The sequence below is a fragment of the Streptomyces roseicoloratus genome (assembly GCF_004117935.1).
Lineage (GTDB): Bacteria > Actinomycetota > Actinomycetes > Streptomycetales > Streptomycetaceae > Streptomyces > Streptomyces roseicoloratus.
Genome location: NZ_SDOY01000123.1, coordinates 51,117 through 73,172, shown reverse-complemented (window position 1 = coordinate 73,172; position 22,056 = coordinate 51,117). Strand labels below are relative to the sequence as shown.

The 22,056-nt window shown below is 73.4% G+C and carries 16 protein-coding genes; 11 read left to right on the top strand and 5 right to left on the bottom strand.

The window, feature by feature from the left end; genetic code table 11:
- The first annotated feature begins 571 nt into the window (after positions 1-571).
- From ESG85_RS18400 to ESG85_RS18390, 3 genes are all read left to right on the top strand, one after another.
- Positions 572-2,329 carry an N-acyl-D-amino-acid deacylase family protein gene (locus tag ESG85_RS18400; RefSeq protein WP_128980582.1) on the top strand — a complete coding sequence of 586 codons (1,758 nt, stop codon included), beginning with the start codon at positions 572-574 and terminating at the stop codon, positions 2,327-2,329.
- Complete coding sequence (locus tag ESG85_RS18395) at positions 2,326-3,870, top strand: aldehyde dehydrogenase family protein (RefSeq protein WP_128980580.1); 1,545 nt, start codon at positions 2,326-2,328, stop codon at positions 3,868-3,870. The genes ESG85_RS18400 and ESG85_RS18395 overlap by 4 nt, the downstream gene beginning before the upstream one ends.
- Before the next feature lie 272 nt (positions 3,871-4,142).
- Positions 4,143-5,705 carry an APC family permease gene (locus ESG85_RS18390; protein ID WP_128980578.1) on the top strand — a complete coding sequence of 521 codons (1,563 nt, stop codon included), beginning with the start codon at positions 4,143-4,145 and terminating at the stop codon, positions 5,703-5,705.
- Positions 5,706-5,795: 90 nt separating this feature from the next.
- On the opposite strand, the gene ESG85_RS18385 is transcribed toward ESG85_RS18390, so the two are convergent.
- Positions 5,796-6,011 (bottom strand): hypothetical protein, encoded by a 216-nt coding sequence (locus ESG85_RS18385; RefSeq protein WP_128980576.1) that lies wholly within the window; start codon positions 6,009-6,011, stop codon positions 5,796-5,798.
- A 297-nt stretch (positions 6,012-6,308) separates the two neighbouring features.
- Here ESG85_RS18385 and ESG85_RS18380 point away from each other — a divergent pair, with 297 nt between their 5' ends.
- From ESG85_RS18380 to ESG85_RS18365, 4 genes are all read left to right on the top strand, one after another.
- The gene (locus tag ESG85_RS18380) at positions 6,309-6,950 is read left to right on the top strand and encodes a hypothetical protein (RefSeq protein ID WP_128980573.1); all 642 of its coding nucleotides are present in this window, start codon (positions 6,309-6,311) and stop codon (positions 6,948-6,950) included.
- Positions 6,951-7,057: 107 nt separating this feature from the next.
- A complete protein-coding gene (locus ESG85_RS18375) occupies positions 7,058-7,894 on the top strand; it encodes an LLM class F420-dependent oxidoreductase (RefSeq protein WP_128980571.1) in 837 nt (278 codons plus the stop codon).
- A gap of 142 nt (positions 7,895-8,036) precedes the next feature.
- Entirely contained in the window at positions 8,037-10,628 is a 2,592-nt protein-coding gene (locus tag ESG85_RS18370; protein ID WP_128980569.1) for a bifunctional FO biosynthesis protein CofGH, read from the top strand.
- A 190-nt stretch (positions 10,629-10,818) separates the two neighbouring features.
- Positions 10,819-11,937 carry an ADP-ribosylglycohydrolase family protein gene (locus tag ESG85_RS18365; protein ID WP_128980567.1) on the top strand — a complete coding sequence of 373 codons (1,119 nt, stop codon included), beginning with the start codon at positions 10,819-10,821 and terminating at the stop codon, positions 11,935-11,937.
- 144 nt (positions 11,938-12,081) lie between these two features.
- Here ESG85_RS18365 and ESG85_RS18360 read toward each other — a convergent pair whose 3' ends face one another.
- A complete protein-coding gene (locus ESG85_RS18360) occupies positions 12,082-12,864 on the bottom strand; it encodes an SDR family oxidoreductase (RefSeq protein ID WP_128980565.1) in 783 nt (260 codons plus the stop codon).
- Positions 12,865-12,951: 87 nt separating this feature from the next.
- On the opposite strand from ESG85_RS18360, the gene ESG85_RS18355 reads away from it, so the two are divergent.
- Complete coding sequence (locus ESG85_RS18355) at positions 12,952-13,872, top strand: hypothetical protein (RefSeq protein WP_246095135.1); 921 nt, start codon at positions 12,952-12,954, stop codon at positions 13,870-13,872.
- Positions 13,873-14,098: 226 nt separating this feature from the next.
- Here ESG85_RS18355 and ESG85_RS18350 read toward each other — a convergent pair whose 3' ends face one another.
- From ESG85_RS18350 to ESG85_RS18340, 3 genes are all read right to left on the bottom strand, one after another.
- Positions 14,099-14,299: a DUF397 domain-containing protein gene (locus tag ESG85_RS18350; RefSeq protein ID WP_128980563.1), complete on the bottom strand. Its 201-nt coding sequence runs from the start codon at positions 14,297-14,299 to the stop codon at positions 14,099-14,101.
- Positions 14,300-14,545: 246 nt separating this feature from the next.
- Positions 14,546-15,409 carry a helix-turn-helix domain-containing protein gene (locus ESG85_RS18345; RefSeq protein WP_128980561.1) on the bottom strand — a complete coding sequence of 288 codons (864 nt, stop codon included), beginning with the start codon at positions 15,407-15,409 and terminating at the stop codon, positions 14,546-14,548.
- A 238-nt stretch (positions 15,410-15,647) separates the two neighbouring features.
- A complete protein-coding gene (locus ESG85_RS18340; RefSeq protein ID WP_128980559.1) occupies positions 15,648-16,352 on the bottom strand; it encodes a GOLPH3/VPS74 family protein in 705 nt (234 codons plus the stop codon).
- 162 nt (positions 16,353-16,514) lie between these two features.
- Between ESG85_RS18340 and ESG85_RS18335 the strand changes: the two genes are divergently transcribed.
- The 3 genes from ESG85_RS18335 (at position 16,515) to lepB (ending at position 21,974) form a co-directional block, all read left to right on the top strand.
- Entirely contained in the window at positions 16,515-18,953 is a 2,439-nt protein-coding gene (locus tag ESG85_RS18335) for a D-alanyl-D-alanine carboxypeptidase (protein WP_246095133.1), read from the top strand.
- A 136-nt stretch (positions 18,954-19,089) separates the two neighbouring features.
- On the top strand, positions 19,090-21,069 hold the full coding sequence (locus ESG85_RS18330; protein ID WP_374050304.1) for an MFS transporter: 1,980 nt from the start codon (positions 19,090-19,092) through the stop codon (positions 21,067-21,069).
- Positions 21,070-21,203: 134 nt separating this feature from the next.
- Complete coding sequence (gene lepB / locus ESG85_RS18325) at positions 21,204-21,974, top strand: signal peptidase I (RefSeq protein WP_128980590.1); 771 nt, start codon at positions 21,204-21,206, stop codon at positions 21,972-21,974.
- Positions 21,975-22,056 lie beyond the last annotated feature (82 nt).

Here is a 22,056-nt window from a genome sequence, read left to right as displayed (position 1 = left end):
GCGGGACGACTGCCCACAACGAGACAGCGGGGCGCGTCGCCCACAACGAGACAGCGGGCGCGGACCCGCCCCGCAACGAGGCCGCACGGGCGGGGTCGTCGACCACAACAGCGCGGGCCCGGCCCGGCCCCGGCAGCGGGGCGCAACGGGTGCAGGCCCACACGGGACGGCGGGCCCACACAGGAGGGCAGGCCCACACGGACGGCGGGCCCACACAGGACGGCGGGCCCACACGGGACGCGCGGGCCCGCGCAGGACTCGGGGCGCCGCCCCGTAAGGCGTACAGCGCGGGCTCGTAAGGCGTACGGCGCCATCCCGTGAGGCGTGCGGCGCGGACTTGTAAGGCGTACGGAGCGGGGCCGTGAGGCGCACGGCGCCGCCCCGTGAGGCGTACGGCGCCGCCCCGTGAGGCGTACGGCGCCGCCCCGTGAGGCGTACGGCGTCGCCCCGTCAGGGGCGTATGGCGCGGGGTGGGTCTTCCCGGATCGCCGCCCCGTCACCCGCCCCGGCCGGCGGCCGTTCCGCGGCGGCCCCGGTCCGGGGCACATCCACGTGCACAGAGAGGACCGCCATGCTCGACCACCTCATCAAGGGCGCCACCGTCGTGGACGGCACCGGCGCCCCCGCCCGCGTGGCGGACGTCGGCATCCGCGACGGCCGGATCGTCTTTCCCGTGCCCGACCCCGTCCCCGACCCCGCTCCCGACGCCGCCACGGCCGCCCGCACCACCGAGGACGCCACCGGCCTCGTCCTCGCCCCCGGCTTCGTCGACCCGCACACCCACTACGACGCCCAGCTCTTCTGGGACCCGTACGCCACGCCCTCGATGAACCACGGCGTCACCACCGTCGCCGGCGGCAACTGCGGCTTCACCCTCGCCCCGCTCCACCCGGACCGGCCCGCCGACGCCGACTACACGCGCCGCATGATGTCCAAGGTCGAGGGCATGGCCCTCGCCGCGCTCGAGGAGGGCGTGGACTGGAGCTGGTCGTCCTTCGGCGAGTACCTCGACGCGCTCGAAGGACGGATCGCCGTCAACGCCGGCTTCATGGTCGGCCACTGCGCCCTGCGGCGCTACGTCATGGGCGCCGACGCCGTCGGCGGCCGGCCGACCGACGCACAGCTCGGCCGGATGGTCGGCCTGCTCAAGGAGGCCATGGAGGCCGGCGCCTGGGGCCTGTCCACCACCCAGTCCGCCACCCACTCCGACGGCGACGGCGCCCCCGTCGCCTCCCGCCACGCGGAGCCCGCCGAGCTGATCGCCCTGGCGAAGGCGGTCGGCGAGCACGAGGGCACGCAGCTGGAGGCGATCGTGGCGGGCTGCCTCGACCAGTTCGCCGACGCCGAGATCGACCTCCTCGTCGAGATGAGCGCCGCCGCCGGCCGGCCCCTCAACTGGAACGTCCTCACCATCGACGCCACCGTCCCCGAGCGCGTCCCGCGCCAGCTCCTCGCCTCCGAGCGGGCCCGCAAGTCCGGCGGCCGGATCGTCGCGCTCACGATGCCGATCCTCACGCCCATGAACATGTCGCTCGGCACCTTCTGCGCCCTCAACCTCATTCCCGGCTGGGGCGAGGTCCTCGGCCTTCCCCTCCCCGAGCGGATCGCGAGGCTCCGCGACCCGGACGTACGGGCGGAGATGCTGCGCCGCGCCGACTCCAGGGAGGCCGGCGTCTTCCGCCGCCTCGCGAACTTCGGCCGGTACGTCGTCGGGGACACGTACAGCCGCCAGAACGAGGGGCTCACCGGCCGCGTCGTGAAGGACATCGCCGCCGAACGCGGCCAGGACCCCTTCCAGTGCCTCGTGGAGATCTGCGCCAACGACGACCTGCGCACCGTCCTGTGGCCGATGCCCACCGACAACGACCCCGCCTCCTGGGCGCTGCGCGCCGAGACCTGGCAGCACGAGGACGTCATGCTCGGCGGCTCCGACGCGGGCGCGCACCTGGACCGGATGTGCGGGGCGCCCTACACCACCCGCTTCCTCGGCGACTGCCTGCGCGGCCGGAAGCTGGTGCCGCTGGAGCAGGCGGTGCGGATGCTGAGCGACGACCCGGCCCGGCTGTTCGGGCTGCGCGAGCGCGGCCGGATCGCCGACGGCTACCACGCGGACCTGGTCCTCTTCGACCCGGAGCGGATCGACGCCGGCCCGGCGACCCTCGTCCACGACCTGCCGGGCGACAGCCCGCGCCTGGACTCGCGGGCGACCGGGATCGTGTCGGTGCGGGTCAACGGCGTGGAGACGGTACGGGACGACGAGGTGACGGGCGCGATACCGGGGCGCGTCCTGCGCTCGGGCCGTGACACGAGGACGGTGGGCACGCGATGACGCGGGAACCGGGCACGGGCGGGACCACGGGCCGCTCCGACGGCGGGCCGACGGGCCGTCCCGAGGACGGGATCACGGAGCGCCTCTACATAGGAGGGGAGTGGGTCGAGCCCGACGGCGGCCACTACGACGTGGTGGACCCCGCGACGGAGGACGTCGTCGGCCGCGCCCCCGAAGCCTCCCGCGCCCAGGTCCACGAGGCCGCCGAGGCGGCGCGCGAGGCCTTCGCGACGTGGTCGCGGACGAAGCCGGAGGAGCGGGCGGCGATCCTGGACCGGGCGGCGGACCTCATGGCCCGGGACGCCGAGGCGAACACGCTGCTGGCCCGCGCCGAGACCGGCGCCACCACCGCCACCGCGCGCGCGATGCAGGTGGCCGTCGGCGCGGCCCGCTTCCGGCGGTACGCGCGCGGCGCCCTGGAGCCGGTCGAGCAGGCCCTGCCGCCGCAGATCAGCCCGGCCGGTCCGATGGGGCGGGCGGGGGTCCTCGGGGCGGTGGCGGTACGGCGCCCGGTGGGCGTGGTCACCTGCATCACCTCGTACAACAACCCCTGGGCCAATCCGGCGGGCAAGATCGCGCCGGCGCTGGCCATGGGCAACACGGTCGTGGTGAAGCCGGCCCCGCAGGACCCGCTGTCGGTGTTCGCGATGACCCGCGCACTGGCGGAGGCGGGCGTCCCGGCCGGCGTGGTGAACGTCGTCACCGGTGCGGCGCCCGCGGTCGGGGAGGCGGCCGTGGACGCGCCGGCGGTCGACATGGTGTCGTTCACCGGCTCGACGGCCGTCGGGCAGGCGATCGGCGAGGTGTGCGGCCGGCAGCTCAAGCGGCAGTTGATGGAGTTGGGCGGCAAGGGCGCGGCGCTGGTCTTCGACGACGTCGGCGAGGACGGGCTCGCCGCGGCCGTGTCGGGCATCGGGACGACGTTCTCCTTCTACAGCGGGCAGATCTGCACGGCCCCGACCCGGGTGCTCGCCCAGCGCGGGATCCACGACCGGCTGGTCGAGCGGCTGGCCGGCTACGCCGGGCACCTCACGGTCGGCGACCCGGCGGCGCCGGGCACCGTGGTCGGCCCGGTGATCTCGGCGGCGCACCGCGACCGCGTGGAGTCGTACGTCGAGCTGGGGCGCAAGGAGGGCGCACGGGTGGTCGTGGGCGGCGAGCGGCCGGCCGGGCCGGGGCTGGACCGCGGTTTCTACGTGGCGCCGACGCTGCTCGCGGACTGCACCAACGAGATGCGGGTGGTGCGGGAGGAGATCTTCGGCCCGGTGGTCGTGGTGGTGCCCTTCGACGACGAGGAGGAGGGCGTGGCGCTGGCGAACGACAGCGACTACGGGCTGATCGACTACGTGTGGTCCGGGGACGTGGCCCGCGCGTTCCGCGTCGCGTCGCGGTTGCGGGCCGGAGGGGTCGGGGTCAACACCGTCGGCCGCAACATGGAGGCGCCGTTCGGCGGCTTCAAGAAGAGCGGTGTCGGCCGGGACGTGGGTTCGTACGCGCTGCACGCGTACAGCGAGCTGCAGGCGGTGGTCTGGCCGGGCTGAGCACGGGCCGGGAGGCGGTCGTCCGGCCGGGGCGACGAACGCCGCGAAAATTCCTCGGGAAAATTTGAAAACGGACATTTGGGGCACAGCTGCGGTTCCCGCATATCGGACACCTCGCGAGGGGCCTACCGGTTGGTCGGTCCGTCGCGGTCGTCGATCTTTCAATCATTGGCAAGTGCCCGATTCGCCCTCGCAATGCAAGGCAATGATCGTCGCGACGGCCGGAGTTCGATCTTCCGGATGTGGAAACCGCAGCACTTAACGTCCTGTTCATGACTCAGGTGGACGTGCGGCCCCAGGCCGGAGACACGGTAAGGGGCGTCGCCGCGGGCGACAGCCACGGTGTACGGACCAAGGGCCTCGGAGGGAACTCCGTGGGCCTGCTCGGCAGTGCCGTGATCGGCATCTCCACTGTCGCCCCCGTCTACTGCCTCACCTCCACCCTCGGCTCCACCGCCGGCGAGGTCGGCCTCCAGATGCCCGCCGTCTTCCTCGCGGGCTTCCTGCCGATGCTGCTCGTCGCGTTCGCGTACCGCGAGCTCAACAAGGCCATGCCGGACTGCGGCACCTCCTTCACCTGGACGGTGAAGGCCTTCGGCCCGAAGCTCGGCTGGATGTGCGGCTGGGGACTGGTGATCGCCACGATCATCGTGCTCTCCAACCTGGCCGGCGTCGCCACCTCGTACTTCTGGCTGCTCGCCGGAGAGATCACCGGCGATCCGTCGATCGCCGCCCTGGACGACAACAAGGCCGTCCACATCGTCACCTGCCTCACCCTGATCGCCCTCGCGACCGCCATCAGCTACCGCGGCATGACCGCCACCAAGGGCGTGCAGTACACCCTCGTCGGCCTCCAGCTCGTCGTCCTCGCCGTCTTCGTCGCCCTGGCCGTCTCCAAGGCCGGCTCCTTCGAGACCTCGGTGGACTTCTCCTGGTCCTGGATGAACCCCTTCGCGGTCCAGTCCTTCGCCGCCTTCACCGCCGGCCTGTCCCTCTCGATCTTCATGTACTGGGGCTGGGACGCCTGCATGGCGACCAACGAGGAGACCACCGGCAGCCAGAAGACCCCCGGCCGCGCCGCGTTGATCGCCATGGTCGTCCTGGTCGGCTCGTACCTGGCCACCGGCATCGCCGCCCAGATGGCCGTCGGCTCCGGCGACCAGGGCCTCGGCCTGGCCAACCCGGAGACCTCCGACAACGTCTTCGCCGCCCTCGCCGGCCCCGTCATGGGCCCCGCGCTCGGCATCCTGCTCTTCGTCGCCGTCCTCGCGTCCGCCGCCGCGAGCCTGCAGACCACCTTCATCCCGGTGGCCCGCACGGTCCTCGCCATGGCCACGTACGAGGCCCTGCCGACGTCCTTCACCAAGGTCCACCCGGTCTTCAAGACGCCCGGCAAGGCCACCGTCGTCGCGGGCGTCGCCACGGGCGCCTTCTACACGGTGATGACCCTGGTCAGCGAGAACGTCCTGGTCGACACGATCTACGCGCTCGGCCTGATGATCTGCTTCTACTACGCCCTGACGGCCTTCGCCTGCGTGTGGTACTTCCGCGGCGAGCTCTTCCGCTCCGGCCGCGACCTGGCCTACAAGGGCCTCATGCCGCTGCTCGGCGGCCTCATGCTGACCGCCGTCTTCGGCAAGACGCTGTACGACATGTGGGACCCGGCCTACGGCTCCGGATCCGCCGTGTTCGGCGTCGGCTCCGTCTTCGTGATCGGCGTCGGGCTGCTGCTGCTCGGCGTGGTGATCATGCTGGTGATGCGCGCCAAGAGCCCCGCGTTCTTCCGCGGAGAGGTGCTCACCAAGGAGACCCCGTCGCTGGTCGTGGAGGACTGACCACCGTCGACCGGTGAGGGACAGCGGCGAGGTGGCGGACCCGTGGGGGGTCCCGCCACCTCGTCCTTCCGTTCCGCCGCCTCGCCGGGCTCAGTGCTGCCCGGGCAGCAGTCCCTCCACCAGCTGGTTGGCGGCCGGCATCTGCGCGGCGGAGGCGGGCTTGGCCTTCGGCGCGAGGACACCGCTCAGCGGCACGACGGAGGGCAGGTTGGCCCCCGCGGTGTCGGCGGCGGCGGTCCCGGCGGCGGCGAGACCGCCGGCCACGGCGAAGGAGGTCAGGGCGACTGCGGTGAGCATCTTCTTCATGCCGCGAGAACGCCGCCCGAGCCCCGAGGGTTACGCGCGCCACGCCCGCGGCTGCACCCGCGGGCCCGCTCCCGGGTGGGCCAACGCGGGTTCGACGCCAGACGCCGGGGTAGGGACGTCGCCATCCGCGCCCTCACGGTGACACCCGACTCCGCGGCGAGCAGGTCCGGCTGATCTCCGTGTTACTGCTCGTACCCCGGCCCGGCGGGAGCGGTGCGCCGGGAGCGCCGAACGGCGGGGGCGCACGCGGCGTCGACGCGGGGGATACCGTACGCAGCACCGATCACAGGGGGGAACATGAGCACGACCAGCCACGAGTGTCCGGGCTGCGGGCGGGACGACCTGGTGCAGGCGGTGCCCGCCGTGTACCTCGGCGGGCGGGACTCCGTCACCGGCCGGGAGCGGAACTCCGACGGGAACACGCGGACGGTGACGCGCCGCGTGACCACCGCCCTGTCCGAGGCGCTCGCGCCCGTACCGAAGGAACCCTCGTCCGCGATCGGCGGCCTCGGCTTCTTCGCCGGGTTCGTCTGCGTCGCCGCGTTCATGGGCTGGGTCCTCGTCGGGGGCGCCTTCGAGGACGAGCCCGAGATCCCGGACGGCGTGTACGGATCCTTCGGCGGCCCGCCGGAGCCGGCGCGCCTCGGGTCCGACCTCTCCTTCCTCGGCTGGGTCTCCGGGCTCGCCCTGGCCGTCGCCCTCGCCGTCATCGTGATCCTGGTCCGACGCAGGGCCGCCTTCCTGCACCGGATCCGGGACCGGCACAGGGCCGAGGAACTGTGGTCGCAGGGCTGGTACTGCCACCGCTGCGGCACCGTCCACCTCGTCGGCGTTCCCGGCGAGGACACCGCCCCGCTCACCCTCCAGCGCTTCCGCGAACGCGTCTGGGAACGCGGCGGCTACGGCGACCTGGCGGCCCGCCGGCGAGTCGTGGACTGACACCCCGCCCGCCACCCGCCCGCGGCGGAGGGCGGTCCCGTCCCGCACGGGCGAACCCTCCGTCGTACCTCTCGGAAATCCGCGCCGCACGCCCTACCGTGCCGCCTATGCGGATCTCGACCACGATCTTCCTGACCGACGAGACCATCAGCCCCGTACGCCTCGCGCGCGAGCTCGAGCAGCGCGGCTTCGCCGGGCTCTACCTGCCCGAGCACACCCACATCCCCGTCTCCCGCGACACGCCCGACCCGGCCGGCCGCGGCGAGCTGCCCCGCGAGTACGGCCGCACCCTCGACCCCTTCGTGGCGCTCGGGCAGGCCGCCGCCGTCACCGAGCGGCTCCGGCTCGGCACGGGCATCACGCTGGTCGTCGAGCACGACCCGATCGCGCTCGCCAAGCAGGTCGCCACCCTCGACCACCTCTCCGGCGGCCGCTTCACCCTCGGCGTCGGCTTCGGCTGGAACCGCGAGGAGGCCGCCGACCACGGCGTCGACTGGTCCACCCGCCGCGCCCGCACCCGCGACGCCATGCACCTGATGCGCGCCCTGTGGGCGCCCGTACCCACCGCCTACGAGGGCGCCTTCGGCCACTCCGTGCGGGCCTCCCAGGCCTGGCCCAAGCCCGTCGCCGGCGGCGCTCCCCGCACCCTGGTGGGCGGCGCCGCCGGCCCCCGGCTCTTCGAGCACATCGCCGACTACGCCGACGGCTGGATGCCCATCGGCGGCCGCGGTCTGACAGAGTCCGTGCCGGTTCTGCGGGAGGTCTGGGAGCGTGCGGGCCGCGACCCGAAGGCGCTCCAGGTCGTCCCGTACGCCGTCCTCCCGAGCCCGGGCAAGCTCGCGCACTACGAGGAACTGGGCTGCGAGGAGGTCGTGCTCCAGCTGCCGCCGGGGCAGGAGGCCGAAGTGCTGGGCGTCCTCGACGAGTACGCGAGCCACCTGTGAGCCCGGGACACCGGCGGCGCGGCCCGTCGCCGGGGGACGGGGAGCGGGGGCGGAGGCCGGGCCGGGACCGGAGCCCCGGCCACCGCCCGGCCTCCGCCCCCGCCCAGGTCCGCGGCGTGCCGCCCGCTCGTAAGGTGGGTCCATGACGGATCACCAGGTACCCCACCCCGCCGCGCCGACCGCCAACGCCATGCGGCGTGCGCTCAGGCGGGCCAGGGACGGAGTCGCGCTCGACGCCGTCGAGGCCGCCGTGCTGCTGCGGGCGCGCGGGGACGATCTGGCGGACCTGGTCGCGACGGCCGGCCGGGTGCGGGACGCGGGGCTCGCGGCGGCCGGGCGGCCGGGCGTCATCACGTACTCGAAGAGCGTGTTCATACCCCTGACCCGGCTCTGCCGCGACAAGTGCCACTACTGCACCTTCGCGACCGTGCCCGGCAAGCTCCGGCGCGCCGGCCACGGGATGTTCATGTCGCCGGACGAGGTCCTCGACATCGCCCGCCGCGGCGCCGAGCTGGGCTGCAAGGAAGCCCTGATCACCCTCGGCGACAAGCCCGAGGACCGCTGGCCCGAGGCCCGCGAGTGGCTGGACGCGCACGGCTACGACGACACGATCGCGTACGTGCGCGCCATGGCGATCCGCATCCTGGAGGAGACCGGGCTGCTCCCGCACCTCAACCCCGGGGTGATGACCTGGACGGACTTCCAGCGGCTCAAGCCCGTCGCGCCGAGCATGGGCATGATGCTGGAGACGACCGCCACCCGGCTGTGGTCCGAGCCCGGCGGCCCCCACCACGGCTCCCCGGACAAGGAACCCGCCGTGCGGCTGCGGGTCCTGGAGGACGCCGGACGCTCCTCCGTGCCGTTCACCTCCGGCCTGCTGCTCGGCATCGGCGAGACGCCCGAGGAACGCGCCGAGTCGCTGTTCGCGCTGCGCCGGATCGCCCGGTCCTACCACGGCATCCAGGAACTGATCATCCAGAACTTCCGCGCCAAGCCGGACACGGCCATGCGCGGCATGCCGGACGCGGAACTCGACGACCTGGTCGCGACCGTCGCCGTCGCCCGGCTCATCATGGGCCCGAGCGCCTGCCTCCAGGCCCCGCCGAACCTGGTCGACGCGGAGTACGAGCGGCTGATCGCCGCCGGCGTCGACGACTGGGGCGGGGTCTCGCCGCTCACCATCGACCACGTCAACCCCGAGCGGCCCTGGCCGCAGATCGACGAACTGGCCGCCCGGTCCCGGGCCGCCGGCTTCGAGCTGCGCGAACGGCTCTGCGTGTACCCGGAGTTCGTGCGGCGCGGCGAGCCGTGGCTCGACCCGCGGCTGCTGCCGCACGTCCGTGCCCTCGCCGACCCCGAGACCGGTCTCGCGAACCCGGACGCGCCGGTGCGCGGACTGCCCTGGCAGGAACCGGACGAGGCCTTCACCGCCGCGGGCCGCACCGACCTGCACCGCACCATCGACACCGACGGCCGCACCGGCGACCGCCGCGCCGACTTCGACGAGGTGTACGGCGACTGGGAGGCGCTGCGCGAGGCCGCGGCCCCCGGCATGGCGCCGGAGCGGATCGACGCCGACGTGCGCGAGGCCCTGGCCGTCGCCGCCGACGACCCGACCCGGCTCACCGACCCGCAGGCCCTCGCCCTGCTGCACGCCGAGGGGCCGGCCCTGGACGCGCTGTGCCGGGTCGCCGACGACATCCGCAGGAGCGTGAACGGCGACGACGTCACGTACGTCGTCACCCGGAACATCAACTTCACCAACGTCTGCTACACCGGCTGCCGTTTCTGCGCCTTCGCCCAGCGCCGCACCGACGCCGACGCCTACACCCTGTCCCTGGACCAGGTCGCCGACCGCGCCCGCCAGGCCTGGGACGTCGGCGCCGTCGAGGTCTGCATGCAGGGCGGCATCCACCCGGACCTGCCCGGCACGGCGTACTTCGACATCGCGAGGGCGGTGAAGGAACGCGTCCCCGGCATGCACGTGCACGCCTTCTCGCCGATGGAGGTCGTCAACGGCGCCTCCCGCACCGGCCTGTCGATCCGCGAGTGGCTGACCGCCGCCAAGGAGGCCGGACTCGACTCGATCCCCGGCACCGCCGCCGAGATCCTCGACGACGAGGTCCGCTGGGTGCTCACCAAGGGCAAACTGCCCACCGCCACCTGGATCGAGGTGGTCACCACCGCGCACGAGCTGGGCATCCGGTCGAGCTCGACGATGATGTACGGGCACGTGGACCAGCCCCGCCACTGGCTCGGCCACTTCCGCACCCTGGCCCGGATCCAGCAGGAGACCGGTGGCTTCACGGAGTTCGTGACGCTGCCGTTCATCCACACCAACGCCCCCGTGTACCTCGCGGGCATCGCCCGCCCGGGCCCGACCGTCCGCGACAACCGCGCGGTGACGGCGATGGCCCGGGTCCTCCTCCACCCGCACATCCCCAACATCCAGACCAGCTGGGTGAAGCTGGGCGCGGAGGGCGCCGCCGAGATGCTGCGCTCGGGCGCCAACGACCTCGGAGGCACCCTGATGGAGGAGACCATCTCCCGGATGGCGGGCTCGAGTTACGGCTCGTACCGCTCGATCCGCGACCTGGAGGCCATCGCCGAGGCGGCCGGCCGCCCGGCCCGGCCCCGGACCACCCTGTACGGCGAGGTCCCGGAGGAACGGCAGCGCGCGGCCCGTGCCTCGGACGGCCACCTGCCGGAACTGCTGCCGGTCGTCCAGGACTGACGCCGGGAGCCTGCCTCCGGGGGCCGGCGGCCGACGGCCGGTCCCCGGTCGAACTGCGGTCAAAAGCGGCCTGAAGGGAGCCAGAACGCAAAACGTTCCGGTCTGCGAATGAGCGCATCCGGTCTATTACAGTGCTGAACGCTGGAGGCTGGACGCAGGACCAGGAGCTGCCGACCGGGGGAGGCACGTCGTGACGACCACAGCCGCGGCCGTCTGGGGACGCACCGAACAGCAGGACTTCCGTTCGCGCGTCCGCGGCTGTCTGCTCGGCGGCGCGGTCGGCGACGCCCTCGGCGCCGCGGCCGCCGGCCGGAGCCTCGCGCGACTGCGCGAGGACCACGGCCCGGACGGGCTGACCGACCTGGCGCCCGCCTACGGCCGCCGGGGCGCCGTCACCGCCGCCACCCAGATGTCCCTGTTCACCGTGGACGGCCTCGTCCGCGCCCAGGTCCGCCGCGACACCGGCGCCTGGCACCCGCCCACCGACGTCCACCGCGCCCACCTGCGCTGGGCGGCCACCCAGCGCGACTGGGGCCCCGACGAACGCCGGGCGGACCTCGGCTGGCTGGCCCGCCAGGAGTGGCTGTACGCCCGCCGGGACCCGGCCCGGGCCTGCCTCACCGGTCTCGGCGACGAGATCCTGGGCACCCCGGACCGGCCCAAGAACCCGGGGGCCGCCGACAGCGGCGCCCTGGTCCGCTCGGCGCCCTTCGGGCTGCTCGTCGGCTGGGAGCCGCAGCTGGTGTGCCAGCTCGCGGTGGAGTGCGCGGCGCAGACCCACGGCGACCCGGCCGCCTACCTCGCGGCCGGCGCGTTCGCGGTCGTCGTGCACGGCCTGGCCCGCGGCGGCGGCGTCGAGGCCGCCGTCCACGTCGCCGCCGACCAGCTCGCGCCGCGCCCGGGCCACGAACCGGTCACCGAGGCCCTGCGGGCCGCGCTCGCCGCCGTACGGCAGGGAGTCCCGGACGCGGACCGGGTGACGGCGCTCGGGGCGGCCGAGGACCGGGCCGAGGGACAGCTGGCGGCGGCGCTGTACTGCGCGCTGGTCGGCGAGGACATCCGGCACGGGCTGCGGCTCGCGGTCAACCACGACGGCCCGTCGGCCGCGACCGGCACCCTCACCGGCGCGCTGCTCGGCGCCCTGCACGGCGAGACGGCCCTCCCGCCGTCGTGGGTGGCCGAACTGGAGGGCCGCGCGACGGTCCTGGAACTCGCGGACGACTTCGCGATGGAGATGACGCAGGGCGCCGCGCTGCACGGCCCCGCGGACCTGTCCTCGGGCTGGCTGGACCGCTACCCGAGGGGCTGAGCGGGCCGGGAGCTGAGCGGGCCGAGGGGCGGGCCGGCCGAGGGACCGAGCGGGGCGAGGGGCGGGCCGGCCGAGGGGCTGAGCGGGCCGAGGGACCGAGCGGGGCGAGGGGGCCCAGGGGGTGGGCGGGGCCGGTCCGCGGGTTCAGCGCATCAGCTCGCCCGCGTTGACGAGCAGCGACTGTCCCGTGATCGCCCGCGCCCGGTCCGAGGCGAGGAACGCCGCCGCCTCCGCCACGTCGCCGTCCGTCGCGAGCTCCGGCAGCGCCATCCGCTCGGTCAGCCGGGCCAGCACCTCGGTCTCCGCCACCTGCTCCGCGTGCGCCGTGAACCGGACGTACGCCTGCACGGGCGGCCCCCACATCCAGCCCGGCAGCACGGTGTTGACCCGGATCCGGTGCGGGCCGAGCTCGCGCGCCAGCGAGTACATCGCCGAGGTCAGCGCGCCCTTCGACGCCGCGTACGCCGCCTGGCGCACCTGCGAGGGCGCGGCGACCGCCGACTGGGTGCCGATCAGGACGACCGATCCGCCCCGCTCCTTCAGGGCCGGCAGACAGGCCCGGGTCATCCGCAGCGTGCCGAGCAGATTGACGTCGAGGACGCCCTGCCAGGTCGCGAAGTCCGCGTCCTCCAGGCCGCCGAAGTACGAGTCCCAGGCGGCCACGTGGACCACCGCGTCGATCCTGCCGAAGCGCTCGACCGCGAGCGCGGCGAGCGCCTCGCACTGCGCCTCGTCGGTGATGTCGGTGGCCCGGAACGCGGTCCTCGTCCCGTCCGGGTCGATCTCCGCCGCCGACTTCGCCAGATGGGCCTCGGTGCGCGCCCCGAGGACCGCGCGGCCCCCGTCCCGTACCACCGTCTCCGCGATCCGGTGGCCGAGCCCGGCGCCGACACCGGACACGACGACCGTCTTCCCCTGGAGCAGCATCCGGGTACCTCCCGCGTCTGGTCATGGATCTGACGACCCGTCAGAGTAGGGGTCTCCGGCAGGCAAGGGAAGGGAAAGGGGACCGGCATGCGCGAGGAGACACGGGACGGGGCGGCGCGCGGCGAGGCGCGGGAGGGGGCGGTGCGCGGTGAGGCGCGAGGTGGGGCGGCGGCGCGGACCGGCGCGGGGCCCGACGCGTACGCGGAGCTGGCGGCGGTCGGGCCGTACGGCGTCCGCCCCGGCCACGCGCTGATCACGATGGTCGAACCGCACCCGGGCCACGAGTACGCGTACAACCGCTGGTACGAGGACGACCACTACTACGCCGGCGCGATGGCCATGCCCTGGATGTTCGCCGGCCGCCGCTGGGTCGCCACCCGCGACCTCCAAGCGCTGCGCCGCCCGGAGAAGTCCGCGATCGCCCGGCCCGTCACGGCCGGCTGCTATCTCTCGACCTACTGGGTCACCGAGGGCCGCTACGACGAGCACATGAAGTGGACCGTCGCCATCAACAAGCGCCTCAACCGCGACGCCCGGGTCTACCGCGACCGCACGCACGTCTTCACGGCCTTCCAGGACCACGAGACGACCGTGTACCGGGACGGCGCCGCCGGGCCGCGCGACGTCCACGCCCTCGACCACCCGTACCGGGGCCTGGTCCTCCAGGTGATCGACGCGGAGGACCGGGCGGCGCGGGCGGAGCTGCTCGAGCGGCTGGCCGCGCGCGAACTGCCGCGGCGGCTCGCCGGCTCGCCCGCGGCCATGGTGACGGTCTTCCGGCCCACGCCGCTGCCCGGCGACCGGATGACCTACGTGAAACAGGTCGAGGGCGTCGACACCCGTCTGACGCTGCTGTGGTTCCTGGAGTGCGACCCGCGCGACTGCTGGGAGGGCCACTTCGCCGGCCTCGACGAGACGGCGGGGGAGTGGGGCGGCCGCGTCGAACTGCTGGCGCCGTTCATCCCGACGGTGCCGGGCACGGACCGCTACGTGGACGAACTGCGCTGAGGGGCGCGAGGGGGCGGAGGGGGCCGAGGAGGCCCGTACGTCACCGGGACGGGCGGGTGCCGGTATCCCACCGGCGCGGGCGGCTGCCCGTACGCCACCGGGACGGGCGGCTGCCCGTACGCGACGAGCACGGCTTCGCGTACGGGCAAGGCCGAGCCCCCTCGGCCAGGACGGCGGACCGGTCGAGAGGGCTCCTTGCTTGAAGCGGTGCGACGCGCGCGCGGGGTCACAGGGCCCCGGCGCTCACCTCGCCCACGAACGTGTTCCACGTGCCCGGTCCGAAAGAGAGGGAGGGGCCCTCGGGGGCCTTCGAGTCGCGCACGTCGATCGCGCTCACGACCGGCGACTTGACCTCGACGCACGCGCCGTTGCCACCGGAATACGAGGACTTCGTCCAGTTGTCCGTGCCACCCTGAATAATCGCCATTCTTCTCAACTCCGGTTTCTTCGAGTACGGGGTGAGCGCTGGGTGCCGCCAGGAGGAGTCACGCCAACGGTGTTGTCTGTTCTGGCGTGATCGACGCTAGCGCCCGGCCCCGTGATGTGGGACCGGCGTTCACCCGACCGGATGGCATATTCCAAGGGGACTTCCGTCAGGGCGAGTCGGAGGTGTACCGTACCGGCCTCGTCCCCCGCGCCCCGGCCGAATGTCGGCATTCGGCCCGCGGCGTCCCTATTTTCCCGCGGCGTACTGCTTCGCGATATCCGTCACGAACTCCCGGGTGTCCTCGACATTCAGCGCCTGTGCCCGCAAGTGCTCGTACATCACGCTGTACTTCGCGACGTCCTGGGCCTTCTCCAGATAGAGGTCGCTCGTCACGCCCTCGATGTAGACGACGGAGGAGTCGGAGGTGTCCGGGAATTCCAGAATCGCGTAATGCCCGCTGATGCCCGGATGCGCGCCCATGTGGAACGGCAGCACCTGCACGGTCACGTGCGGCAGGTGCGACTGCTCGATGAGGTGCTCCAGCTGCTCGACCATCAGCTGCCGGTTGCCGACGAGCCGGCGCAGCGCGCCCTCGTCGATCACCGCCCACAGCCGCAGCGGACGCTCGTCGTCCTTGATGCGGTCCTGACGGCGGGTGCGGACCGTGACCCGCTTCTCGATGTCGGACGGAGTGGACTCCGGCAGCGCGCCGGCGATCACGGCCTCCGCGTAGCCGTGGGTCTGCAGCAGTCCAGGGATGATCTGCGGCTCGTAGACGCGCAGGCTCTCCGCGTCCGTCTCCAGGCCGATGTAGACGCTGTACGGGATGTCGCCGAAGGCGTGCCACCAGCCCTGCTGGCGCGAGTCCTTGGCCATCTGCATGAGCGAGTCGACCACCCGGTCGTCCTCGACCTCGTACACGCCGCACAGGTCGCGGACGTCCCGCTGGCTGATCGAGCGCCTACCGTTCTCGAGGCGGCTGATCTTGGACTGCGACACGAGCAGACGGTCGGCCACCTGCTCGGCCGTCATGCCCTTCGCCTCCCGGAGCCGACGCAGCTCCTGGCCCAATCGGCGTCGCCTGACGGTGGGGTTGACATTGGACGCCACGGAAACTGCACCTCCGGCTGTCTGCTGCGTAGCTGTGAGTATCTACCGCTTGGCAGACTGCCACCAAAGGTGCGGTGCGCGCTGGGAAATGACCACACGCGACGGGTGCGGGCGACCGGACGCGAGAGGTGTGGCGGCCGGGCGCGGCGGGTGCGGGCGACCGTGCGCGAGAGGTGTGGCGGCCGGGCGCGGCGGGTGCGGGCGGCCGCCGTCACGGCCCGCCCGCACCCGGGTGCGCTCACATGGCGGCGCGCGCCATGGTGCCGCGGCGCGGCTGGGACGGCACCCCGCCGGCCGTGGCGCTCCGGCGGGGCTGGGCGCCCACGCCGTTCTGGACGTCCATCACGGCGTGCGCCACGAGACCGCCCATCGGGTCGTGCCGGATCAGGTCGCGCAGCCGGGACCGCGACGACCGTCCTTCGTTGCCCGGGTACAGGTGCTTGCCGAGACCGACCGCGTGGGCCAGCGCGGCGAGCGCCGCGGTCCGCGGGTCCGGCGGCACGCCGGTGCGGATCGCACTGTCCAGCCGGGACCTGATCTCCCGGCTGATCGCCGTGTCCGTCGCCTGGTAGCGAGTCGTCGGCAGCACCCCGCACATCTGGCCCTCCACGGCATGCACCATGCCGCAGCGCTCCAGATGCGAGAGATACGTCTGGCGGAGCCCCAGCCGGGGCCCGCCGATCCAGTGGACGGCCCGAACCGGGCTGCCGCGCCTGCGCAGCAGTTCCAGCGCGGAGTCCAGAGTCGGATCTCCGGTCGGCCGTGGCATCACCACGGCGATACGATCCCCGTCAGGGGCTATCCGTCCTGCCAGAGCCAGCTCCACTAGCTGTGCTCCGGCGAGGCCCAGGTCGAGCGACTGCGGCTGCGCTGTGGTACCCGTGGCCGGGTCCAGAGCGAGCAGCAGAAGCTCCTCCGGAATGGTTCTGCGGCTCCTGCCCATCCATGCCTCCCCGCGTGGATGAATGACAGGGTGACCCCTCTCACATTCATCTGTCGAGAGTGCCTGGGTGGTTCGTACGGGAACCGGCAGGTATGTCGTTCTCGTCTAGCACGGGGGCCAAGGGGCTCACACAGGACACTGGTAGACGGTTCGGACGTAGGCATGAGCGATGGAGGAGGCACGGTGGCGGGCGAGTCCCCCGACAAGGCGGAGCAGCGGGAGAGCGCGGTCGGCGGTGACGGCAAGGACCCGCGACTGTCCGTCCTCCGCGACCGGGTCGACGAGCCGACGGCCGTCTTCCGGGCCCTGGCCCCGCGGACGGCGCCGGAGGACGGGCCCGGGGAGCCGGAGGAGTCGGCGCCCGTGAGGGCCGCCGGACGGTCGGAGTCCCCGACGCCGTCGGAGCCGGAGGCGCCGTCGGCCGAGTCTTCCGTGACGGAGGACGCGGCCGGGGCCGAGCCGGTTGCGGACGCCGAGACCGAGCCCGAGCCCGAGCCGACGGTCGGTGGTGGCGCGGAGACGACGGCCGGTGCCGAGCCGACCGGTGATGCCGAGGAGACCGCCGCCGGTACGGAGTCGGCCGCGGCTGCCGAGACCACGACAGAGGCCACGCCCGAGGCCACGACCGAGGCCACGCCCGAGGCCACGACCGAGGCCACGCCCGAGGGCGGGTCCGAGGCCGTGTCCGCGGCGTCGGTCGAGTCGTGGTTCGACGCGCGCAAGCCGGCGGCGCTCCGGGCGGAGGAGCAGCCGGAGGAGCAGGCGGAGAAGCAGCGGGACGAGAAGCCGGAGGCGGCGGCCGACGACGAGCCGCAGCACCCTGAGGCGTCCGCGCCCGCCACGCCGGCGTCCGCGGCCGCCAAGCCGGTGGCCGGGCCCGTCGACCAGCCGACCGCGGTCTTCAAGGCCTTCACGCCCGCGGCCGAGCCGAAGGCCGAGCCCGTGGCCGCCGAGGCCGAGCCCGACGTCGCCAAGCCCGAGCCCAAGCCCGAGGCCTCCGAGCCCCGGGCCGAGGCCTCCGAGCCCCAGGCCGCGCCGAAGTCCCGGCCCGTCGACCAGCCGACGACCGCGCTCAAACTGCCGTCGTCCCTGTTCCGGCCGCTCCAGGGCGACATCACCCAGGAGCAGCCGAAGCCACGGCCCGAGGCCGAGTCCACCGGCAGCGCCCCGTCGGCGTCCGCCGGCGCCGCCGCGCCCGCCGCGCCCGCCGCGGCCCAGGCGGCGGCTCCCGTACAGCCGTCGTCGCCGTCGCCGTCGCCGTCGCCGTCTCCGTCGCTCGCCGAGGCCGAGCGGACCCGGCAGCAGCCGCTGCCGCCCCGCCCGCCGCTGGAGATCCTGGCGGAGCTGACCAACACGCCGCCGCCCCCGCCGACCCCGCTCCGCAACACCGTCCGGCGCCTGAAGATCTGGACCCCGCTGGTGGTCCTCCTCCTCGTCGTCTTTGCGGTCGTACAGTTCGTGCGCCCGCTGCCGGACCCGAAGCTGGTGCTGTCCGCGTCGCCCACGTACACGTTCGAGGGCGGCCCGCTGCAGATGCCGTGGCCGTCCGAGGGCCAGGGCGCCGCCGAGGTCGAGGGCGTGGGTTCGCTCGGCACGTACGGGCCGCAGAAGCCCGCGCCGATCGCGAGCGTCGCGAAGACCATGACGGCGTACGTGATCCTCCGCGACCACCCCATCAAGGGGAAGGGGGACGGCCCGGAGATCGAGGTCGACAAGACCGCCGGCGAGCAGGCGAAGGCGAAGGACGAGTCGACCGCGCCCATCAAGGAGGGCGAGACCTACTCGGAGAAGGAGCTGCTCCAGCTCCTCATGATCCCGTCGGGCAACAACGTGGCCCGGCTGCTCGCCCGCTGGGACGCCGGTTCCGAGGCCGCGTTCGTCGACAAGATGAACGCCGCGGCCAAGGAGCTCGGCATGACCGGCTCGACCTACACGGACCCGTCCGGTCTCCTGGCGACCACCGTGTCGACGCCGCTCGACCAGCTGAAGCTGGCGAAGGCGGTCATGCAGTACGAGGTGTTCCGCGAGATCGTGGACATGCCGAACGTGACGATCGACGGCATCCCCGGCCAGATCGAGAACAACAACAACATCCTGCTCGAGCCGGGTGTGGCCGGCATCAAGACGGGTTCGTCGACCCCGGCCGGCGGCAACCTGCTGTGGTCGGCGTACACGGTCGTCGACGGCCAGAAGCGCCGCATCCTCGGCATCGTCATGGGAGCCAAGGACGCCGCGCAGCTGTGGCAGAAGCTGGAGCTGGCGATCCAGAACAGCCTCAAGCTCATCAAGCAGGCCCAGAAGGACGTCACCTCCGCCACGGTGGTGAAGAAGGGCCAGGTCGTCGGTTACGTGGACGACGGGCTCGGCGGCCGTACGCCGGTCGTGTCCACCAAGGACCTCAAGGCGGTCGGCTGGCCCGGCCTGAAGGTGGACCTGCGGCTCGGCGACGGCGGGAAGAAGCCGCCGCACGCCGGCAAGGCCGGGGACGCCGTCGGCGAGGTGTCGATCGGCACCGGCGCCGGTGAGGTCAGCGCGCCGGTGGCGCTGAAGGAGGACCTGGTGGAGCCCGGCATCGGCGAGAAGCTGACCCGACTGGGCTGATCGGACGGGCGCCCGGGAGCTCCCCGGGCGCCCTCCTGTTAGCGTTCCCTCCGGGGGAACGAGAAGAAGGGCAGCACGGGAAAGGGCCGCATTGAGCACCGCCGAGGGGACCCGTGAGGCCGGAGGCCAACCCGACGTGTCTTCACCTTCGCGAATAGAACTCCCGGGGCAGCGACCGGCATCCGACCAGGCCACCGCCGCCCCTGACACCGCCACCGCCGACGGCACCGCCACCGGCACCGCTGACGGCGACACCGGCACCGCTGACGCTGCCGGCACCGGCACCGCCGACGGCACCGCCACCGAGACCGCCGACGGCGCCGCCGGCGAGGAAACCGACGGCACCGCCGACAGCGCCGCCGACGGTGCTCCCCGAGGCACGGGAGGCTCCGCCGCCCCGCGCCGCCGCAAGCGCCGCTATCCCGTCCTCGTCGCGACCGCCGCGGCCGCGCTCACCCACGTCCTGTGGTTCTTCTTCTTCGCCAACAGCGGCGGAGACCTGGCCGCGCAGGACGCGTGGGCGGAGTTCGTCGGCCGCCACCCGGACTCGGCGTACAACCTCGCCTGGTACGGCGGGATGCACCCGGTCTCGTACAGCGTGGTGTCCCCGTACGTCATGTCCGTGCTCGGCGTGCGGACGACGATGATGATCGCCGGGACGCTCTCGGCCGGTCTGACGGCGCTGATCCTGGTGCGGGTGCGGGCGGTGCGCAATCCGATGGCGTGCGCGCTCGCCGGTGTCTTCGCCTTCCTGTGCAACGCGCTGTCGGGGCGGGTCACCTTCGGCCTCGGCATGATGTTCGCGATCGGCTCGGTCGCGGCGGTCTTCTGCTGGCCGCACCGCTGGCGCTACCACCGCTGGGCGAAGGCGGCCGTGGCCGCGCCGCTCGCCGGGCTCGCGACCGCGTGCAGCCCGGTCGCCGGACTGTTCCTGGGCGTGGTGGCGGCGGCGCTGTTCCTCCACAAGCGGCGCCCGGGCGCGTACGCCGTCGGCCTGGCGCCGGTCGCGGTGGTGGCGCTGTCGGCGTGGCTGTTCCCCTTCTCCGGCACGCAGCCGATGAGCCTGGGCTCGACCTCGCTCCCGTTCCTCTTCGGCGTCCTGGTCCTGGTGCTGGTCCCGAAGGACTGGCGGACGGTGCGCACCGCGGCGGCCGTCTACTCGGCGGGCACGCTGCTGACCTGGCTGATCGACTCGCAGATCGGCTCGAACGTCTCCCGCCTGGTGATGCTGTTCGCCGGTGTGGTGCTGCTCGCGGCCCTGCCGTACGCGCGTCCGCGCTCGCGCCGCTGGTACGCGGTCGTGCTGGCCTTCGTCGGGCTGAACGCGTGGATCGGCTTCAAGGGCGTCGACGACGTCATCCGCACCGCCCCGGACGCGTCCTGGACGCGCGAGGTGGCGCCGCTGATCAACCAGCTCCAGGAGCGGGGCGCCGAGCAGGCCAGGGTGGAGGTCGTGCCGGCCTCCAGCCACCGCGAGTCCTCCGCGCTCGCCCCGTACATCAACCTGGCGCGCGGCTGGAACCGTCAGGCCGACATCGAGCGCAACCCCCTCTTCTACGACGACACCCTCAACGCGGCGAACTACCACGACTGGCTCGGCCGCTGGGCGGTGCGCTACGTGGTGCTGCCGACCGGCGCGCCGGACTCGGGCGCCGAGGCGGAGGCGGAGCTGGTCGCCGGGGGACTGCCGTATCTGAGGCAGGTGTGGTCGGACGTCAACTGGCGGCTGTACGAGGTCACCGACCCGACGCCGCTCGCGGACCCGCCGGCGCGCGTGCAGCGGGCGGAGGCCAACGAGGTCGTCCTGCACCTGGACCGTCCGGCCCGTGTCACGATCCGTGTCCCCTACTCGCCGTGGCTGGCCCTGATCGACGAGAACGGCGGCAAGATCGAGCCGCCGCAGGAGACGGAGGCGTCGAAGGAGGCGCGCGAGGCCTCGGAGACCGAGCTCCCGAAGGTGTTCGCGAACGAGGAGGGCTGCCTCCTGAAGGCGGAGCCGGACGCGGAGGGCGACGAGTGGACCGAACTCGTCGCCCCGAAGGCCGGCACCTACCGCCTCGCGGCCCCCTACAAGCTCTTCCCGCGCGGCACGGCGTGCCCGGAGGAACTCCGCTGACGCCCGCCCCGCCCCCGCAGGGGTCACCCGTACGGGGTGCGGGACGGCCGTGAACGGTCGGGCGGCACCGAGTCCGGCATAGGCTCCGTGCGGACAACACGTACGGGACGAGGTCGGCGGTGGCAGTGGGCGACATGGCGGTGGACGCACGAGCGGGTGCGGAGGAGACCCCGGGGAACGCGAACGGGGACGGACCCGAGAACCCGGACGAGGCGACGACGAAGCCCCGGAAGCGCCGCCGCCCGTTCTGGGTGGAGCTCCCGTTCCTGGCGGTGATCGCGCTCGGCCTGGCCTTCCTGATCAAGACCTTCCTGCTGCAGGCGTTCCTGATTCCGTCGGGCTCCATGCAGAACACCCTGCAGGAGGACGACCGGGTCCTGGTGGACAAGCTGACGCCGTGGTTCGGCTCGGAGCCCGAGCGGGGCGAGGTCGTGGTCTTCCGCGACCCGGCGGACTGGCTGTCGAGCCTGCCGGCCCAGGAGCCGAACGCGGCACAGCGCTTCCTGGGCTTCATCGGCCTGATGCCGGCGGTGGGGGAGAAGCACCTGATCAAGCGGGTGATCGGCGTCGCGGGCGACACCGTCGAGTGCAAGGGCACCGGCCCCCTGAAGGTCAACGGCAAGCCGCTCACCGAGCCGTACGTCTACGCCGGCAACACGCCCTGCAGCCCGGACCCGGGCGGCCAGTTCAAGGTCACCGTCCCGCCCGGCCACCTGTGGGTCATGGGCGACCACCGCCAGGCCTCCCTGGACTCCCGCTACCACCGCAACGACCCCCACGGCGGCATGGTCCCCGAGACGGACGTGGTAGGCCGAGCGGTAGTCGTCGCCTGGCCGATCCCCCACTGGTCGACCCTCCCGGTCCCGGAGACGTTCGAGCAGCGGGGGCTGGACACCACGGACTGACCCGCCGGCCACACCTGCCAGGGGCCCCGACACATGCCGGGTGCCCCAGGATTCCCCGCGGAATCCGGCGCGGACGCGGTAC

What these genes read in the sequence shown, in the direction of transcription:
- ESG85_RS18400 (WP_128980582.1), top strand. Translation starts at nt 572, where the DNA reads ATGCTCGACCACCTCATCAAGGGCGCCACCGTCGTGGACGGCACCGGC.
- ESG85_RS18395 (WP_128980580.1), top strand. Translation starts at nt 2,326, where the DNA reads ATGACGCGGGAACCGGGCACGGGCGGGACCACGGGCCGCTCCGACGGC.
- ESG85_RS18390 (WP_128980578.1), top strand. Translation starts at nt 4,143, where the DNA reads ATGACTCAGGTGGACGTGCGGCCCCAGGCCGGAGACACGGTAAGGGGC.
- ESG85_RS18385 (WP_128980576.1), bottom strand. Translation starts at nt 6,011, where the DNA reads ATGAAGAAGATGCTCACCGCAGTCGCCCTGACCTCCTTCGCCGTGGCC.
- ESG85_RS18380 (WP_128980573.1), top strand. Translation starts at nt 6,309, where the DNA reads ATGAGCACGACCAGCCACGAGTGTCCGGGCTGCGGGCGGGACGACCTG.
- ESG85_RS18375 (WP_128980571.1), top strand. Translation starts at nt 7,058, where the DNA reads ATGCGGATCTCGACCACGATCTTCCTGACCGACGAGACCATCAGCCCC.
- ESG85_RS18370 (WP_128980569.1), top strand. Translation starts at nt 8,037, where the DNA reads ATGACGGATCACCAGGTACCCCACCCCGCCGCGCCGACCGCCAACGCC.
- ESG85_RS18360 (WP_128980565.1), bottom strand. Translation starts at nt 12,864, where the DNA reads ATGCTGCTCCAGGGGAAGACGGTCGTCGTGTCCGGTGTCGGCGCCGGG.
- ESG85_RS18355 (WP_246095135.1), top strand. Translation starts at nt 12,952, where the DNA reads ATGCGCGAGGAGACACGGGACGGGGCGGCGCGCGGCGAGGCGCGGGAG.
- ESG85_RS18350 (WP_128980563.1), bottom strand. Translation starts at nt 14,299, where the DNA reads ATGGCGATTATTCAGGGTGGCACGGACAACTGGACGAAGTCCTCGTAT.
- ESG85_RS18340 (WP_128980559.1), bottom strand. Translation starts at nt 16,352, where the DNA reads ATGGGCAGGAGCCGCAGAACCATTCCGGAGGAGCTTCTGCTGCTCGCT.
- ESG85_RS18335 (WP_246095133.1), top strand. Translation starts at nt 16,515, where the DNA reads ATGAGCGATGGAGGAGGCACGGTGGCGGGCGAGTCCCCCGACAAGGCG.
- lepB (WP_128980590.1), top strand. Translation starts at nt 21,204, where the DNA reads ATGGCGGTGGACGCACGAGCGGGTGCGGAGGAGACCCCGGGGAACGCG.